The sequence below is a fragment of the Thiomicrorhabdus xiamenensis genome, assembly GCF_013282625.1.
GTDB classification, from domain to species: Bacteria; Pseudomonadota; Gammaproteobacteria; order Thiomicrospirales; family Thiomicrospiraceae; genus Thiomicrorhabdus; species Thiomicrorhabdus xiamenensis.
In genome coordinates this window covers 74,834-93,022 of record NZ_CP054020.1, presented here as the reverse complement: position 1 = coordinate 93,022, position 18,189 = coordinate 74,834, and the positions used below count along the sequence as shown (strand labels likewise).

General features: G+C 50.2%; 14 protein-coding genes. 9 read left to right on the top strand and 5 right to left on the bottom strand.

The features are described from left to right. Window positions 1-119: 119 nt before the first annotated feature. Window positions 120-899, bottom strand: coding sequence for a methyltransferase domain-containing protein (locus HQN79_RS00415; RefSeq protein ID WP_238843389.1), 780 nt, complete (start codon window positions 897-899; stop codon window positions 120-122). Window positions 900-1,321: 422 nt separating this feature from the next. Between HQN79_RS00415 and HQN79_RS00410 the strand changes: the two genes are divergently transcribed. Together HQN79_RS00410 and HQN79_RS00405 are read left to right on the top strand one after the other, a co-directional pair. After that, window positions 1,322-2,146: a DUF2189 domain-containing protein gene (locus HQN79_RS00410; RefSeq protein WP_173283729.1), complete on the top strand. Its 825-nt coding sequence runs from the start codon at window positions 1,322-1,324 to the stop codon at window positions 2,144-2,146. 153 nt (window positions 2,147-2,299) lie between these two features. Next, window positions 2,300-2,680 carry a putative quinol monooxygenase gene (locus HQN79_RS00405; RefSeq protein ID WP_173283728.1) on the top strand — a complete coding sequence of 127 codons (381 nt, stop codon included), beginning with the start codon at window positions 2,300-2,302 and terminating at the stop codon, window positions 2,678-2,680. A gap of 4 nt (window positions 2,681-2,684) precedes the next feature. Here HQN79_RS00405 and HQN79_RS00400 read toward each other — a convergent pair whose 3' ends face one another. Next, a complete protein-coding gene (locus tag HQN79_RS00400; protein WP_173283727.1) occupies window positions 2,685-3,596 on the bottom strand; it encodes an alpha/beta hydrolase in 912 nt (303 codons plus the stop codon). Between the two features lie 223 nt (window positions 3,597-3,819). On the opposite strand from HQN79_RS00400, the gene HQN79_RS00395 reads away from it, so the two are divergent. From HQN79_RS00395 to HQN79_RS00370, 6 genes are all read left to right on the top strand, one after another. Continuing rightward, window positions 3,820-4,794, top strand: coding sequence for an AAA family ATPase (locus tag HQN79_RS00395; protein WP_173283726.1), 975 nt, complete (start codon window positions 3,820-3,822; stop codon window positions 4,792-4,794). A 73-nt stretch (window positions 4,795-4,867) separates the two neighbouring features. Beyond that, window positions 4,868-5,725 (top strand): DUF58 domain-containing protein, encoded by an 858-nt coding sequence (locus HQN79_RS00390; protein ID WP_173283725.1) that lies wholly within the window; start codon window positions 4,868-4,870, stop codon window positions 5,723-5,725. Between the two features lie 7 nt (window positions 5,726-5,732). Further along, on the top strand, window positions 5,733-6,203 hold the full coding sequence (locus HQN79_RS00385; RefSeq protein WP_173283724.1) for a DUF4381 domain-containing protein: 471 nt from the start codon (window positions 5,733-5,735) through the stop codon (window positions 6,201-6,203). Further along, the gene (locus HQN79_RS00380; RefSeq protein WP_173283723.1) at window positions 6,200-7,204 is read left to right on the top strand and encodes a VWA domain-containing protein; all 1,005 of its coding nucleotides are present in this window, start codon (window positions 6,200-6,202) and stop codon (window positions 7,202-7,204) included. Before HQN79_RS00385 ends, HQN79_RS00380 begins: the two co-directional genes overlap by 4 nt. Further along, complete coding sequence (locus HQN79_RS00375) at window positions 7,205-9,169, top strand: VWA domain-containing protein (protein WP_173283722.1); 1,965 nt, start codon at window positions 7,205-7,207, stop codon at window positions 9,167-9,169. After that, on the top strand, window positions 9,163-10,875 hold the full coding sequence (locus HQN79_RS00370) for a BatD family protein (RefSeq protein ID WP_173283721.1): 1,713 nt from the start codon (window positions 9,163-9,165) through the stop codon (window positions 10,873-10,875). Before HQN79_RS00375 ends, HQN79_RS00370 begins: the two co-directional genes overlap by 7 nt. Window positions 10,876-10,884: 9 nt before the next feature. Here the strand turns inward: HQN79_RS00370 and HQN79_RS00365 are convergent, their stop codons facing one another. Beyond that, window positions 10,885-11,805, bottom strand: coding sequence for a histone deacetylase family protein (locus tag HQN79_RS00365; protein ID WP_173283720.1), 921 nt, complete (start codon window positions 11,803-11,805; stop codon window positions 10,885-10,887). 47 nt (window positions 11,806-11,852) lie between these two features. Between HQN79_RS00365 and HQN79_RS00360 the strand changes: the two genes are divergently transcribed. Then, window positions 11,853-14,528 (top strand): bifunctional acetate--CoA ligase family protein/GNAT family N-acetyltransferase, encoded by a 2,676-nt coding sequence (locus HQN79_RS00360; protein WP_173283719.1) that lies wholly within the window; start codon window positions 11,853-11,855, stop codon window positions 14,526-14,528. 120 nt (window positions 14,529-14,648) lie between these two features. Here the strand turns inward: HQN79_RS00360 and HQN79_RS00355 are convergent, their stop codons facing one another. Next, window positions 14,649-16,811 carry an AMP-binding protein gene (locus tag HQN79_RS00355; protein ID WP_173283718.1) on the bottom strand — a complete coding sequence of 721 codons (2,163 nt, stop codon included), beginning with the start codon at window positions 16,809-16,811 and terminating at the stop codon, window positions 14,649-14,651. A 48-nt stretch (window positions 16,812-16,859) separates the two neighbouring features. Continuing rightward, a complete protein-coding gene (locus HQN79_RS00350) occupies window positions 16,860-18,125 on the bottom strand; it encodes an MFS transporter (RefSeq protein ID WP_173283717.1) in 1,266 nt (421 codons plus the stop codon). Window positions 18,126-18,189 lie beyond the last annotated feature (64 nt).

Genomic DNA, 18,189 nt, shown 5'->3' with positions numbered 1-18,189 from the left:
TTTCCAGAATTTCCATATTATCACGCGCATAAGGCTCATCAAATATGTTTGAAACTTGCCACTCTGTCCAAGTAAGCCGTCGATGATCCAATCGGCACCAACACGAAAGTCGATAAAGCCTAATCGACGCGCTTCGCCAGCAGGTGAATATAGCGCGCCATATTGCGGTAGGTCGGTTCGCGGCAATAGCGGTACTCCAATGCCAGCAGATCATCGAGATCGCTTTCGGCAAGCACTTCATGCGTCATGTAATCGTGGAAAACGCGAATTCCGGTATGCACTTCGATTTCAAAGCCCCACTCTTCCAGCCAGCGACAAACCTCTTCGGGAATCTGCGGATTAGGCGGCGTCAGCTTTTTACCCTTTCCGATATATTCATCATTCATCAGATAAGGCAGTCGCCAGCCGCCGCGCAACGTATTGCGAATCACCACCGAGTTGCGGTTATAAAACAGCAGGGAAAAGTAGCCGCCGGGTTTAACCCTGTCCGCTACACTCTGCAAAGTCGTTTTCGGTTCGGCCAACCACTCCAGAACCGCATGAAACAGTACCAGGTCTTTGGCTTCAAGCTGCTTGGCCACCTCCTGTGCCGGACCTTCGATAAACTCCGCACTTAAACCGGCCGCAGAAAAGTTATTTTGCGCACGCAGCAGCATCTGATGCGAAAGATCGCATAGAACCGGCTGATGCCCCGCTTCAGCTAACCACTGACTGATCTGCGCGAAACCGCAGCCCGCGTCCCAAAACGTCATGCCAGGTTGGTCGCGCAAGTCCGCCAGATCCTCTTTTAACAGTTTCAGGCGCCATTCACCCTTGACGGTGTCATAGACTTTTTTCTCGAATTTATCGACCAATTTATCGAAATTTCTATCTTTCAAGGTGGTTTTACTCTGGCTCAAGGGATGATGTCCTGTCACAAAAATCGAGCGATGCTCGCGGATCTGATAAAAACCTTATTGTAAGACAAAGCCTGCGTTTACGAGAGCACATCGGCAAGCGCTCCTTAAGGGCCATACGTACAATTCATTAATTTCTAATATAAAAAAACCGTAAGATTTAATTTAAATATTTGATTTTATTAAAAATGTTTAAAAAGTGTTAAATAGAGTTAAGGCAAGATAAGGTTCATTATTAGATTGTCTTTCTTTAAAAAAGCGCGAGCGGGATTTATTTCGAGCTTTTACAAAGAACTTCTTAACCACAAACACCCCGGCCAATCGGGCTATCCCGCACACCAACACTCAACGGCAAATCAAGTTGAGCCTGTCTGCATTCAAATGCAAATTAATAAATTTCGATAGAGATCGAAATGGAGGGAACTATGCCACAAACAATACACCATCATGGAATTCATGAGCACATCACGGAAAAAGGCGAACATATCGTTTCGAAAGATTGCCGTTACGGTGACATTGGCCACTGGCTGAAAAAAGGCTGGATGGACATGGCACACGCTCCGGCTGCTTCGCTGTTTTATGGTGCTGTCATGACTCTGTCCGTGCTGCTGGTTTACGCCAGTTTCCGGGATCAGCCGATCATGATGTTCCAGGTCGCAACCTTCTTCGTGATGTTATCGCCGTTTCTTGCAACCGGTCTCTATGCTATCTCCAGACAATTGCAAGATGGCGAAAAACCTAATCTGGCGGCGTCGATGTTTGCCTGGCGTCATAATATCTCAGAGTTCGCGCTTTTCGCTCTGGCACTAGGGGTCATTATCGCGATCTGGAGTCGTGTGGTTCCTCTAATCGCAGCCGTAGTGAAATCGAACAGTCTGCTGATTGTCGATCCGGATGCAGGTGTTATGGGCTTCCTGACTTCCGATGCAGGACAAACCTTTATGACCTACTTTTTAGTCGCCGGAGTGTTTGTTGCAGCATTGGTCTTTGCTCTTAGCGTCGTCACGATCCCACTACTGCTTCGCGACAGCAATATCGGTGTCGTCCAGGCAATGATCCTGAGTTTTGAAGTCGTAATGGAAAACAAAGGCGTTATGGCGCTTTGGGCTCTGATTATCGGCTCGCTGATTACGATAGGTATCGTCACTTTCGGGATCGCTATGCTGATCGTCATGCCGCTTTTAGGTTACGCTTCATGGCATGCTTTTAATGACCTGATTGAAATCGACCCTAAAACCGAAATCAAATAACTCTCCCCCAAAAAAATAAAGCAAATTGATTTCTTCCCGTCCTTGTTTGCCTTTTTAATTGCGTCCAACCGGGCTGCAATTAAAAAGGACTTTCTTCCCCATAAATGATAGATTGTTGACCTCGATTATCATCCACCTATCAGGGGTTTTTGCATGTCTAAAAAAGTCTACTGCATCGCAGAATTTCAACCGAAACCCGGACAATCTGAAGCACTGTTTGAAATCCTGCAGTCGCTTGAACCGAATACCTTAAGAGAAGATGGCTGTCTGCAGTACCGAGTCACCCGTCAGATTAGCAGCCCGTTTGCCGAAGGCAGCGGTTTTCCGATTGTTTTTAACGAGATATGGCAGGATATGGTGGCCTTTGAGGCACACTGCCAGAGAAAAGAGATCGTGAATTTTTTCGAGAAGTATTGTCTGGCCGAAGATGGTCTGGCGGCAGATTGGAATGTCAGAGTGTTCAGCGATGAGCCGGAAAACTACGACGCACCGCTGAAGCAGGCGCCGCACTCTTCCGACTATCTTGCTTTATAGAAAACTATTCGGCAATGAATTCCGCGGCTGCGGTCGCCAGATCTTCATTGGCGAAATCCATAAAGAAGTGACCGGCGTCTTCAACCGTTACCGAAGAAACTTTACCGGCCTCAACCAAAGGTTGAATCGCCTGCGGCAGGTCGGGAACCACATCATCATCGCTACCCATCACAACCAGAGTCGGTTTATGCGGATTCTGTAACAGAGTCGGCGTATCGAACTGCGGCTTCACCGTGTAGTAATCGGCAAAGGCGGCAGCCGTCACCTGAGCGTCTTTACAATAGATAAAATAGGTCTTATCCAACATCTGATCACCCTTGCCTTCTGCAACCAGCTTTTGCGCTTTGTCCAGAATCGGCTGCAAAGAGGTACCTGCTTTCTGCGCATACTCATCCGCCGATTGCTGTGCACCGGTTGCCGGAGCAATCAAAATAACCTTATCAATCATATCGCTGTCGTGCTCAGCCGCGTACCAGGCCGTTTGGTTACCGCCGCGCGAGTGCCCCATAAGAACCACTTTTTCCGTGCCCTGCTGCTTCAACCAATCCATCCAGTAACCGATCTCTTGTAGAGCATCCGTATGTTTATGAGTATGCGGAACAGCGCAATCATACTCTCCATGACGATTATCCAAGCCTAGAGAAAGGTTGATGGACAAGGAGCTAACGCCCTGTGCAGCCAGATTTTTCTGAAGCGCCGCGTAAGTCGAACGCTCTTTATGCGTCAGAGTTCCATGGGTTAATAACACCATCTCGTCGGAGAACCCTTTGCCGTCAGCCATAAGTAAATTGGCATTCAACGTCAGTCCGTGTTGCTGCTGAGTAACTTCCTTAACGTCAGCCGCCATTGCAGTTGGTGCCCATGAGGCAGTTGTAATTGCCGCTGCAGTAAACAGAGCGGTTAATAGCTTTTTCATGACAAGGCTCCTTTATGAATTAAGCGCGAGAATTTTTAACCCAATTAAAAGACATTATCAAGGTAAATTAATTGTGCTTATAAATAACTTTTATACCCTGTTTGCCCGCGAAGACAAAAGCGATTCGAAAGAATGACGATTACGCTTTTTAACAGATCACAAGGCTTTAGCTCCGGTAGCCATTGCGTATAATAGCCAAAAAAATTTAATAAACGGATAGCCTGTGTCTAGCATCGATTTACAGCTCTTAAACGGATTCCAACGCCTGCAAAAGCAGATTAACCAACAGATTATCGGCCAGCCGAAACTGACCGAACGTATGCTGATCGCGCTCTTGGCCGACGGACACATTCTGGTTGAAGGGCCTCCGGGACTGGCCAAAACCAAAGCGATCAAAACGCTGGCCGAGCTGATTGAAGGGAGTTTCCACCGCATTCAATTCACACCGGATCTTCTTCCGTCCGATATTACCGGAACTGAAATCTACCGCCCGGAAACAGGGGTTTTCGAATTTCAAAGCGGGCCGATTTTCCATAATTTGCTTCTGGCTGACGAAATCAACCGCGCCCCGGCGAAAGTTCAAGCCGCGCTACTGGAAGCCATGGCTGAAGGACAGGTCAGCGTCGGCAAACGCTCCTTGCCGATGGCCGCTTTGTTTATGGTTATGGCAACGCAGAATCCACTGGAACAGGAAGGAACTTACCCGCTACCGGAAGCGCAGCTGGATCGCTTTATGCTGCATCTGAATGTCGATTACCCCGATGCCGATTCGGAATTGAAAATCCTTGAACTGGTCGAGAGCGAAGCGCGTACGGAAGAGAAGCTCGAAAATGCGCTAATGACTCAGGAGCAGCTATTTCAGGCACGTCGTGAAGTGCTCAATCTGCATGTTGCAGACAGCATCAAAGACTATATAGTGCAACTGGTCATCGCGACACGCCAAGCCGAACAGTACAGCCAGGAGCTGGCCGACTGGATCGACGTCGGGGTCAGTCCCAGAGCTACGATCGCCCTTTCCAGATGCGCCCGAGCGCATGCCTGGTTAAACGGACAGGAATTTGTCAGTCCGGATAATGTGCAAGCGGTTATCCATGATGTCTTCCGTCATCGCCTGCTGTTGAACTTTGAGGCTCAGGCGCAAAACCTGAATGCCGACGACATCACAGATAAAATACTCGAACTGGTTCCTGTAGCTTAGGTACATATACATGAACGAAGTTCAGGACTCTATTTACACCCGACTCGATGATCTGCTGTCCTGGCGATTTCACGTGAAACAAAAAAAGCTTGTTCAGCAGCAAAAACTGCTTGCCAGCAGCCACGGCGACCACCATGCGGTTCGCAAGGGACGCGGCATGACTTTCAGTGAAGTTCGCCAGTATCAACCGGGGGACGATATCCGCCATATCGACTGGCGAGTCATGGCAAGAACCCAGAAAACACATACCAAAATTTTTGTCGAAGAACACGAACGGCCGACGTTAATTCTTGCCGAACAAACGCCCGCGCTCTTTTTCGGATCACAGGTTCGACTTAAAACCGATCAGGTACTGAATATTGCCGCCATTCTCGGCTGGGTCTCACTGCAACAGCACGAGCGGGTCGGCGGCGTCTGTTTCAATCACCGGCAACAAATCTGGAACGCCCCGAAAAAGCCGCAGCAGAACCTGCTTAGTTTTCTGCAACAAGCCATCCAGTTACAACAACAGAATCAAAAACCGGGCGTCGGCAGCCATCATTATTGGCAACAGGCGTTACAATTGCTTCAAAAAAACCTCAAACCGGGCTCAAAAGTGTTTCTGATTGGCGATATGCTGCAATTTGACGAAAACCTACTGACTCCATTGAAACAGCTGCGCCGCCATGCCGAAATTGTCGCGGTACATATTTTCGATCCGCTCGACCGGGAAATTCCTGAACTCGGCTGGCTGAATATTCAAGGATTTCAGGGACAAACCATGCGGCTGGACAGTTTCCGAAAACAAACACGCGAAAACTACCGCGAACTGTATCAGCAGCAATGGAATAACGTTCAGCACGCTTTTTACGGTCTGCGCATCCCGCTGGTTGAGATCAGCAATCAGGATCACCCGGTCAAAGCGGCTCTGCAAACGCATTTGATTCACTGAGGCAAAGATGAACCCCGAAGTATTACAGCAACTGCACGACATTCACCTACCCGATCCGATCGGCTGGTGGCCCCTGGCTTTTGCCTGGTGGATTCTGCTTCTGTCGATTACCTCGATTATCATCGGTGTCATCTGGTACTTTACCGATCTGAAACGCCGTAATGTTTATCGACGTCAGGCACAGGATACTCTGCAATCCATCATGCACAGCGAACAGAGCAGCAACCAGAAAATCATGCACATCAATGCGCTGCTGAAGCAGGTCGCCATTACCGCCTATGGTCGGCGTAGAGTCGCGGCATTGCATCAGCAACAATGGATTGATTTCTTGAAGGAGAATGCCGGTTATATTGCCCAACCTCCGCAGATTGAACAGATCCAGCAGGCGGCCTATGCACCTGAAAACGAAAACAGCCGTCAATTGCTCGAACAATGGCACGACTATGCCACACGCTGGATAAAAGGACACCATCAATGAACTGGTCGAGTCTTCTGGCAAACTTCGAATTTATCTGGCCATGGATGTTTGCTCTTCTTCCGTTGCCCTGGATAATTCGTATCCTTTTAAGGCCGGTAGCACAAAATCAGAGCACCCTCTTTGCGCCGGAAATCGTTGCCCGCGTCGGTCACAGCCTGCCGAGCGAAAATCTGATTGAACCGCAGCACCCTAAGTTCCGCGTCCCCTTCGGCTACGCCTTACTATGGTTTCTGCTGGTAACCGCAGCCGCCCGCCCGGTCTGGTTTTTAACCCCGACGCCTTTCCAGCAGAGCGGTAAAGAGATGATGCTGGCGGTGGATCTGTCCGGTTCCATGCAGAAAGCGGATATGTATCTCGGCGGCGATAACGTCAACCGCCTGATTGCCGTCAAATCGGTGGTTGCCAACTTTATCGCCCAACGACAGGGCGACCGCATGGGGCTGATCGTCTTCGGCTCACAGGCTTTTTTGCAAAGTCCCCTGACCTATGATCTGAACACGGTTAAAACGCTGCTGGATGAAAGCCAGATCGGTATGGCCGGTAATAATACTGCCATCGGAGACGCTATTGGCCTGACGTTGAAACACCTACGGAAAACCAAACAAACCGATGCCGTGCTGATTCTATTGACCGACGGCTCCAATACCAGCGGAATCGATCCCCTCAAAGCCGCCGAACAAGCTCAGAAAATGCACCTTAAGATCTATACCGTCGGCGTCGGCAAGGAACGCAGCGGTTTCAACGGCCTGATCCCGAGTAAAACCGATATGGATGTCACCACCCTGAGCAAAATCGCCGAGATGACCGGCGGGCAGTTTTTTCGCGCCAACGACACCGAACAGTTGCAACAGATCTATCAGTACATCAACCAGCTTGAATCGGTTCAGCATGAAGTTTTCAGCTATCGGTTGCGTAGCGAGCTGTACTTCTGGCCGCTCGGCGCGGCAATGCTGTTAAGTCTGCTGCTGGCATGGCTACACCTGCGCAGGTTAGGAGGCTAAATGCTCGGTTTTGAGGTTAACTTTCTGCGTCCATGGTGGTTTCTGATGCTACTGCCGGTTGCCTGGCTGCTTTGGCGCGCCTGGCAGGTCAAAGCCAAACAGGGAGCCTGGCATCAAGTGATTGCTCCTAAATTCCGCCAGCTTCTGCTTTCTCAGCCGCACAACGAAAGCGGTATTTTTCATAAACTCTGGCTCATCGCCCTAGGCCTTGTCTGGTTGCTTATGAGCGTCATTCTGGCGGGGCCGAGTCTGAAATCGGTTGATATTCCCGCACAGAAATCACAACAGGGCACCGTGATTGTGCTTGACCTGTCCCTGTCGATGCTTGCCGACGATTTAACGCCGACACGCCTGAACCGGGTCAAATATAAACTCACCGACCTGCTGACTCAACACCCGGAAATGCCGGTCGGTATGGTTGTATATGCCGGTAGCGCCCATACCATCAGCCCGATTTCCGAAGATAACCAGACACTGCTTAGCCTGATTCCGCCATTGAACCCGCTGATTATGCCACAGTACGGTTCTGACCCGCTAAGCGGTCTGGAGCAGGCCAAAGCCTTGCTCGAAGGAGCGCATATCACCCAAGGACATCTTATCTGGATAACCGATGATATCGAACCGGATCAGGCTATAGCGATCGAAAAATGGTTCGCGCAAAACCGCTACTCTTTGCGCATCATGACCGTAGGAACCGCTCAGGGCGCGGCGATAAACCTGCCGAACTACGGACTGCTCAAAGACGACCAGGGACAAGTTGTATTAGCCTCCGTTCCTGTGCAACGTTTTGCCAATTTGAGCCAGAAACTGCAAGCTCCGATTCAGTCACTGAAGGTAGAGCAAAATGATCTCGACTGGCTCCTGCCCAGTCGGCTTCAGGCTGCCGCCGCAGATAAGGAAAATAACAAAGAGGTGGTGCATCCTTTGGATGAAGGCGCCGCTATTTTACTGCTGCTCGTTCCGCTGATCGCTTTTCTGTTCCGTCGCGGCCTGCTTTTTGCCTTGGCTCCGCTAATATTGACCTTCTCTCTCAGCATGCCCGACCCGGCCTATGCAGAAAGTCAACTGGACGATCTGGCCAATATGTTTCAGTCGCATAACCAACAAGCTTATAAAGCCTTCAACCGTAATAATTTCGAGTCCGCGGAAGCCCTTTTCGAAGATAAACAATGGCGCGCGGCAAGCCTGTACCGTTTAGGACGTTATAAGGAAGCGGCCAAATTTTTCGAACAGGATGAGAGCGCCCGCGGCAGATATAACCTGGGCAATGCCCTGGCTAAAAGCGGTGACCTGAAAGGCGCGCAAAAAGCGTATCAGCAGGCTTTGAAAACAGACCCCAATATGCAGGACGCCAAAGAAAATCTGCAACTGATCAACCGCCTGTTACAAGAACAGCAACAGCAGCAACAAAACCAAGCGAAGGATCAGCAAGAGCAACAGAACGCCAACTCACAAAACGCTCCTGAGCAAGAAACTCCGTCTGAAAAGCAGAACCGTCAGAATCAAGGAACACAAACCCAAAAAGAACAAAAACAGACAGGATCGGAGCAAAACGATACCAGTAAAGCCGAAAACAACCAAGATCAAGAATCTTCACAACAAGATAACAATCGCAACTCTGGCGGACAAAACGCCGATCAGACCTCCTCCGATGCCGACGGTAACAACGGGCAAAGCGAAAATGCACAGGAAAACGGTGAGCAAAAATCACCCAATGCAACAGCCGCAGAAGAACAGCAATCTGCGGAAGACCAGCAACCTTCTCAAACAGCCGGATCGTCGCGCTTAATTGACGAATCCACAAAAGGCACGCCAAGCGAAAAACAGAACTGGGAAGAACAGCAGGCAACCGAAGCCTGGTTACAGCAAATTCCGGATCAACCTGGCCTGTTCTTAAAACGCAAATTCGAATACCAGTACCAGCGACGTCCGCCTGAAGAGAAGCAAATGGAGAAAAAATGGTAAGTTCCCCTATCAGACATTTACTGGGTTTTCTTATAGCCGTTTTCCTAACCGGACTCACTCTGACGGCATACGCTGATACCCTCAGCGTAAAAACCGAGCGCCAACAGATCGAACAGGGCGATATTATTTCCTTGTGGGTCGAAGCGGATTTTCAGACCCTTGGTAATAATCTGGACTACTCCGCTCTGGATCAGGACTTTCAGGTGCTCTCCCGCCAGAGAAGTAACTTTTACGAATTCATAAACGGCCAGCAGAATGCCAAAACACGCTGGCATCTGCGCTTGCTGCCTAAAAAAAGTGGCGAGTTGCTGGTACCATCCCTGAAACTCGGCAAGATCCACAGCGAACCTCTGAAACTTTTCGTGCAAAAAAGCCAGCACAGCGACAGCAGCGCAGAAAAGAATTTCTTTTTACGTGCGGAAATCGACCATCAAACGGGATATGTCCAGCAACAATTCTTGTATAAACTGCGTTTCTATTACCGTGGCAAACTGCTACCGGGAACCGGAAACATCCGCCCGATTGACTTTGGCAACACACTAAATGAAGTACTTAAAGACGAGTCGATCTACAACACCATAATTGACGGCAATACCTATACGGTGCACGAATGGCTGTACGCTCTGTTTCCGCAACAGAGTGGAGAGCTGACCATTGCCGGGACCCAAGTCAGCGGAATCGCCAGAGTCGAAGGCCGCCAGAAAGCGATCGACGAGCGGGCCAACAACATCACTGTGCAAATCCTTCCCGCAGCCGATGGCGGACAGCCTTATTCGAAGCAACAACCATGGCTGCCGGCAAAATCCATGCTGATTCAACAGAACTGGCAGCAAACACCGCAAGAAATCCGCGTCGGCGACAGCCTGAGTCGCGTTATCACTCTGCAGGCATTCGGGCTTAAGGCAAGCCAGCTGCCGCCTATCGAAACGCCGGACGGAGCCACTTATAAAGTCTATAGCCAGCCACCGCAAAGCGAAGAAGACAAGCTCGATTCCGGACTGGTCAGCCGCATCAAAGTTACACAGAATATCGTACCGACCGCCCCCGGCGAGATCCGTATTCCAAGCTACCGACTCAAGTGGTTCAATACCGAAACGCAACACTTTGAAACAGTGACACTGGAAGGGAAGGTCTTTTCGGTCTTACCGACAGAGAATCAACCGGATTATCAGCAAATTTCATCACAGAAAAACCCTGCGGATGTAAACAACTCTGGCAACAACTTAACGGAGAATCAAAGCAAAAACCGACTTGAATGGTCAATTTGGCCGCTTTTGACTGCTTTATTTGCTATTGCCTGGTTGATAACACTGCTTTTGTGGTGGCTTGCCAGAAAACAAAAATCGGCTGAACAGCAAACAGAAATTGCGCATGACGACCATCGGCCTGACTTGAATTTTCGACAGTGGTGTCAGGCGGACGACAAAACCTTCTATCGTCACCTTCGCCAGCATTTGCAAAAACAACTGCACATAACCCGAACGAGCGAACTCATCAAACTGGATGCCGAATCTCTGCAGCAGAAAATCCATCTGTTTGAAAAACAGCTGTTTGCTCCACAATCAGAAGCAATCGATACGGAAAAATTAAAGGCCGAAATCTGCGCGCTATTGGGTCAGATCAAACCTAAAACCGCCAGCACACAGAGCTCGACAAGAAACACCCAGTTACAGACGCTCTATCCGCAAACCAGCCAGAAGCGCTAAACGGAAACGTTAAAAACCGGACATCGCCTTGATATAAATAGCCGCGCTCAAGGCGAGCGCCTGCAAGTTATAACCGCCTTCGAGGACGGACAAGACTTTGGGATTTCCGATATCCGGAAGAACCCGGTGTAGCGATTCGGCCCACAAAGCAAAATCCGATTCAATCAGATTCAGCTGAGCTAAGGGATCACCTCTATGCGCGTCGAAACCGGCTGAAACCAGAATCAATTGCGGTTGAAACGCTTTCAGAGCTGGCCATGCCTTATCTTCCCAGGCTTCGATAAACGCCTGTCCCCCCGTCCCCGATTCGAGCGGAATCTTGACGATATTCTCGTATACGCTTTCGTCTTTGGTAAAAGGGAAAATACCTTTCTGATAACTGGAGATCAGCTGCAATCTGGGTTCCGTTTCGGCATAGGTTTCTGTTCCATTACCATGATGAACGTCGAAGTCGAGAACGGAAATTCTCTCCAAGCCGTACTTTTCAAACGCATAAGCAGCCCCGACCGCAATATTGTTGAACAGACAAAAGCCCATCGGCTGATGAACTTCGGCATGGTGGCCCGGCGGACGGACATTGCAAAAGACACCGCTGGCGCGGTTTGCCATTAAGGCGTCAATGCCGTCCAATACCGCACCGCAGGCATGCAGTGCCGCAGAAATAGAATCCGGGACCAAAGCGGTATCTTCATCAATCTGCACCCGACCTTCCTGCGGGAGGTTTTTTTGCATCACGTCCCAGTAATGCTCAGTATGCACCCGCAGAATATCCTCTTTATCCGCCTTTCTGGCGTCCTCGACCAGTAGATAATCCATCAGACGCTGGGAAATTAACTGATCTTCTATAGCACCGATTCTTTGCGAATTTTCCGGATGACCATATCCATTGTCATGTTTTTTACATTCAGAGTGGCTAATATAGAGAAACATGTATAACCTAAGAGAGTTTACTTATTCTTATTGAAGGAATCAGGTCGATGCAACCACATTACCTAACTCAGCTTTTTAATCCCAAGTCGGTGGCTGTCTTCGGTGCCAGTGACAGAGAGGACTCAGTGGGCGGTACCGCCTTTAACAATTTACTGACTGCCGGCTTTCAAGGAAAAATCTATGCTATCAATCCTAAGCACAAGGAAGTCCAAGGTCAAGCATGCTTCGCGTCTCTGGAAGATGTCGGAGAATCAATCGATCTGGCCGTAATCGCTACGCCGGCACATACGATTATGCCGATTATCAAAGCCTGCGGCCAAGCCAATATCCCCTTTGCCATCGTCCTTTCCGCCGGCTTTGAAAGCGAAGAAGGCAAACTGTTGCAGAAGACTTTGCTCAAAACCGCACGCCAACTCGGTATTCGCCTGCTCGGCCCTAACTGTCTCGGTATTATCCGTCCTAAAATCGGTCTTAACGCCACCTTCAGCAAGAATCAGGCTCAAAGCGGAAAACTGGCACTGGTCTCGCAAAGCGGTGCACTCTGTACCGGTGTACTGGACTGGGCGGAAACCAATGAAATCGGCTTCTCGCTGGTCGCATCCACCGGTGACGCCGCCGATCTGGATTTCGGCGAAATCCTCGATTATCTCGCCAGCGACGCCCAGACCCACAGTATTCTGTTGTATATCGAAGGGATTACCAATGCCCGCCGCTTCCTGAGCGGCCTGCGCAAAGCCGCGCGCGTCAAGCCGGTTATTCTGCTCAAATCCGGTCGCATGCCAGCCGGAACTCAAGCGGCTATCTCACACACCGGCGCTCTGGTCGGATCGGACGATATCTTCAATGCGGCGATCGAACGTACCGGTGTGGTGCGCGCGAAGACCATCAGTCAGCTATTCTCGGCGGCGAAAACACTGACCTACGATTTAACCATTAAACAGAATCGTTTAATGATCGTCACCAACGGCGGCGGTCCGGGTGTTATGGCTACGGATCTGGCTGCGGAGCTGGGCATTCAGATGCCGAAGGTGAGTGAAACGACGCTCAAAGCCCTAAACGAAATACTGCCGGCACACTGGTCGCATAACAACCCTGTCGATATTCTGGGAGACGCGACGCCGGAACGTTATCGCAAAGCGATCGAGATCTGCATGGACGACCCGGAAATTGACGCCGTACTGGTCCTGCTGACCCCGCAAGCGATGACTGACCCGGTGGCAATTGCCCACAGCCTGATCGAAATGCAGAAAACCTCCAACCATAAAAAGCCGCTTCTGACGGCGTGGTTGGGTGAAAATCTGGTTGGACCGGCACGGGAAGCGTTCTATAAAGCTCATATCCCAACCTTCCGGACACCGGAAGCTGCCGTCGAAGCGATGCACTTCATTACCGAATATCATCACAACCAGACCCTGTTAAAACAGATTCCGGAACCGAACGAAACCAGTCATTGCGATATCGACGGTGCCAGACAGATTATTCACAACGCTCTGCGGGAAGGTCGTACGCTGCTTAATACGCTGGAAACCAAGGCGCTTCTAAAAGCTTTCCATATCCCTGTTACCCAGGCGATGATTGCCAACTCCGCTACCGAAGCGCTGGTCGCAGCGGAAAACATCGGCTTCCCGGTCGCTCTAAAAGTGAATTCGGACAAAATCACCCATAAATCGGACAGCGGCGGTGTTGAACTCAATATTCAAACGCCTGCCGAACTGCATCATGCCTATGACCGCCTGGTCGCTTCGGTTAAAGAACACTTCCCAAACGAAGACATTCGTAGCGTCAGCGTCGAGTCCATGCTCAATATGCCTTTCGCGCGTGAATTGATTATCGGCGTCAGCCGCGATCCGGTTTTCGGCCCGGCTATCTCTTTCGGTTCCGGTGGAACCATGGTGGAAATTCTCAAAGACAGCAGCAGTGCCCTGCCGCCGATCAACGAATTTATCGCCAAACGGATGATCGCCTCAACCAAGGTCAGCAAAATGCTCGGAAATTACCGCAATCTGCCCGCGGTACAGGTCGATAAGCTGGTCGAAATTCTGACTAACCTGTCAACAATGGTCAGCGAGCTGCCGGAAGTGGCCGAACTCGACCTGAACCCGATTTTAGCCAACCATCAGCAGGTTCTCGCGGTTGATGCACGTATCCGTGTCGAACGCGCATCGAAAAGCATGGTGCCTTATGCCCATATGGCAATCCATCCTTACCCTCTGCATCTGGAAAAGCACAGTACGACCTCATCCGGCATGGAATTCTGTATCCGTCCGATTCGTGCCGAAGACGCTCAGATGGAGAGCGAATTTGTCGATCACCTTTCGGAAAAGACCAAATTCCTGCGCTTTATGCAAAGTGTGAAATCGCTAAGTCAGGAGATGCTGGTACGTTTTACCCAGATTGACTATGACCAGGAAATGGCCTTTATCGCCTATTGCGAAGAGGACGGCCATCCTAAAGAGCTTGGGGTAACTCGCTACAGTATTAACCCCGACGGTAAAACTGCTGAATTCGCCTTGGTCGTGCATGACGGTTACCAGCACCAAGGGATCGGTACACAATTACTGGAATGCCTGATTGAAGATGCTCGCCGAAAAGGGTTGGATAAACTCAATGGCGAAGTGTTGAAACAGAATCAAGGGATGCTGGCTCTGGCCGAGCAATTCGGTTTCCAGCTCAGTCCTTGTACCGAGGATAAAGGCATTATTCTGGTCGAGAAAAAGCTGTAAAAGCTTCCATAGGCAGCGAAGTTAAAGCTTTTTACGGCTTTATGCTCTGTTATGCAGCAAACGGTGGATATTCGACAAAAACTGGATATCCGCCGGCTCCAGGCCGCAACAGTGATGCAATCAGACTTTTGACTGCTGCTCAACCAGCTGCTGAACCGCAGGATAGTCAACCTTACCGGTACCGAGAACCGGAACCTGTTCAACCAGTACCACGGTTTTCGGAATCATCAATTCGGACACTTGATTCGCTCTGGCAGCATCAATCACCGTTTTACGACTTAAGGTATGATCGTCGGTCACCAGAACCAATTGTTCGCCCTTGCGTTTATCCTCGATCGCAACGACCGCATGATGGCTTTCCGGGCTGGCCTGATTGATATAGGCTTCCACCGCCGTTAAGGAAACCATTTCCCCGCCGATCTTGGCGAAACGCTTGGCGCGCCCTTTAATCCACACAAAACCGTCCTGATCGATATCAACGATATCGCCGGTATCATGCCAGCCTCCGCTTGGAGGCTGAAGCACACCCGGTTTATCCGGCATCAGATAACCGAGCATCACATTCGGCCCTTTGACAAACAGGCGACCACCCTCTTTAATCCCCGGAATCGGCTCAAGACGATGCTCGATCATCGGCACAAACATTCCCACCGAACCATGTTTGAAGCTGGTGGGAATATTAACACTCAAAACCGGAGTGGTTTCGGTAACGCCGTAACCCTCATAGATCGGCTGATGGAATTTCTCCGCATAGACCTGACGGGTTTCCGGACGCAGACGTTCGGCACCGGCTACCAGAGCACGCATGCTGTAAAAATCATACGGATTCGCCTTGCGCGCATAGCCCGTAAAGAAGGTATCGGTTCCGAAAATCAGGCGGGCATTTTTCTGATACACCAGTTCCGGAACCTGATGGTAATGAACCGGCGACGGATAGAAGAAAACTCTTGCCCCTTTCAAAATCGGCCACAGCATCCCGGCGGTCAGACCGAAACAGTGAAAGGTAGGCAGCGCATTGAACAGCTGCTCGTTCGGCATCAGGTTCAGCATGGCGCTGATCTGCTCGATATTGCTGACAATATTGTTATGCGACAGCACCACCCCTTTGGGCGCACCTTCTGAGCCGGATGTGAACAGCACCACCGCTTCCGACTCGGGATCAAGGCGATTGCCCGGCAGAGATTTCGCCGACGCCAGCATGCCCCCGAGCTTATCAAGAGTGCCGATGCTTTCCCGAACCTCTTCGAGAACAATAAAACGCACGTCCGACGACAGTTCTTCGACCAGTTCCTGCAATCCGAACGCATCGATAAAACGCTGCGAGGTAATAATGGTTTTCAATTCCGCTGTTTGGCAGGCGGAGCGAATCACGTTTTTTCCGGCGGTAAAGTTAATCATCGCCGGAACATAACCGTAGGCCTGCAACGCAAAAAAGCTGGCCGGCATACCGCTGACATTCGGCAGCATTAAACCGACACGCTTCTCATCCTTAAGTTCTTTGTGCAAAGCCTTGCCCAAAACTTTGGCCGCAAGCACAATCTTTTTCAGCGTCAGTTCCTGATGGTTAATATCCTCGACACAGATATCACCGGCACGGAATTTCGACTTGGCCTGCAATAAAGCAGTAAACAGGGATTTTTTCTGAATGGCGCCCAGATAGGCACTGTCGCGCATGATCTTGGCCACCTGCTCGGTTAGCAGCCGGTGACGGTCATGCCCTTTGACGCCCTTAGGAACGGAGAGTTGCTGAGCCGGAGAAATCGTCAGGGTGATTTTCGGAAACCAGAAACGTTTTATAAAACCGAAGCGACTACCATCCAGATAAGAAAAACGACTCAGAACCGCACCATCAATGTGAATCGGCAGCAGTATCGCACCGCTTTTGGCCGCAACCATCCCGGTTCCGTCATAAATTTTCATCATGGCGCCGGTGGTGGTAATCCGTCCTTCCGGAAAAATCATGCACTGCTTACCGGTTCGCAGCTCTTCGATCATATGCTTGGCCGCATACGGACTGTGCATATCGACACTGAAATAGTGACTCATCGCCAGAATCCAGCGTTCATGCCATTTGTTGGTGTGGCTTTTGTCGACCATGAACGTGGTTTCGCCCGGTACAAAAAGATCCAGAAGCGGACCGTCCAGCAGGGATACGTGATTCGCAATAATCAGCAGCGGCTGTTTTTCCTGCTTAACCGCCCGGTAGTGTTCCAAGCCTCTGACTTCAACCCGATACAACAGTTTAAAAATCAGCTTTGCCAAAGATTTGAACAACCACTTCATTTACATGACACCCTAAAAGAAAAAAGTTAAAAAAGTACACAAAATTTGCTAATTTGCACCCATTTTAAACAATACGATTACCAAAATGTTCGCAACCGCCAAAATAACCAGCATGGCAAGTAATGAAAGACCCACTCCGAATCCGAACATAAGCAGCAGTGACGACAGCACCATCAGCGCTGAATTGATCAGGTTATTGACGGCTATCATCTGCCCCCGTTGCTCGGCAGGTGTCTTGCACTGCATCAGGGTGTACAGAGGCACAATATAAGCACCGCCAAAGAAGGCCATCAACGCAAAACTGACACTTAATGCCAAGCCGTAAGTACTGGAAAGAAACTCGCTCAGCGTTGTCAGAGCGAAATTTCCGCCGACCGGCGTATGCAGATGAATCAGCCAGACCGCCATCAGCAGGCTGGTACTCATCAAAATCAGTAGAAGCGGATGCCAGCGCAGATGAACCTGCCCTTTGAAAAGCTGTGCTATGCCTGCCGATCCGAGAGCGATGCCAATCGAAAAAAGAGTCAGAAACCAGACCACAACCTGATCATCGGCCTGCAGGCCGTATTTCACCAGAGTCGGAATCTGACTCAGAATCACCGCACCGAAAAACCAGAACCAGGAGATGCCCAGCACCGCAAAAAAGGCTTCCCTATGGCGGAGCGCCTGCTGAAAAATGGACCGGGTGTTACCCCAAAAACGGATTTTTTCGGGGTAGCCCGGATGCGGCCGAACTTCTCCGACGGCGAAACTGGCCAGATAACCTAATGAAGCGACGACAATCACCGCCGCTCCCATAAGGTAAACGCCGTCATCCGGCATTACCCCCAGACCGCCGAGAATCGTTCCCAGCAAAATAGCGACAAAGGTCGAACCGCTAAAAAGCGCATTCCCTTTGATGAGCTGTTTTTCCGGCAGAATCTCCGGCAGAAACGCGTATTTGATCGGGCCGAAAAAAGCCGACTGGGTTCCCATCAGAAACAGTGTAAACAGCAGCAGTTCGATCGACTGTTGAATAAGAGAGATAGCACCGAGCAGCATCACACCAACTTCGGCAAGATTGATTTTACGGATCAGCCAGCGTTTATCGTAGGCATCGGCAAGCTGCCCCGCCAAAGGGGAAAAAAGCAGAAACGGCAGAATAAAAAGTCCGGCAGCCAGCGTCACCAGAAGACCGGTCTGCTCTTCGGACTGGCTTAATTTAAAGGTAATCAGGATCACCAGAGCGTTTTTATAGAGGTTGTCGTTAAAGGCACCGAGAAACTGAATGCCGAAAAATGCCCTGAAAGCGGGGAAACGGAACACCGGCCACATAGACTTGTCCTTTACACTGCGGGATGTCTGCAAGCTTAATGACTCAAGCGGCAAAACTCAAAAT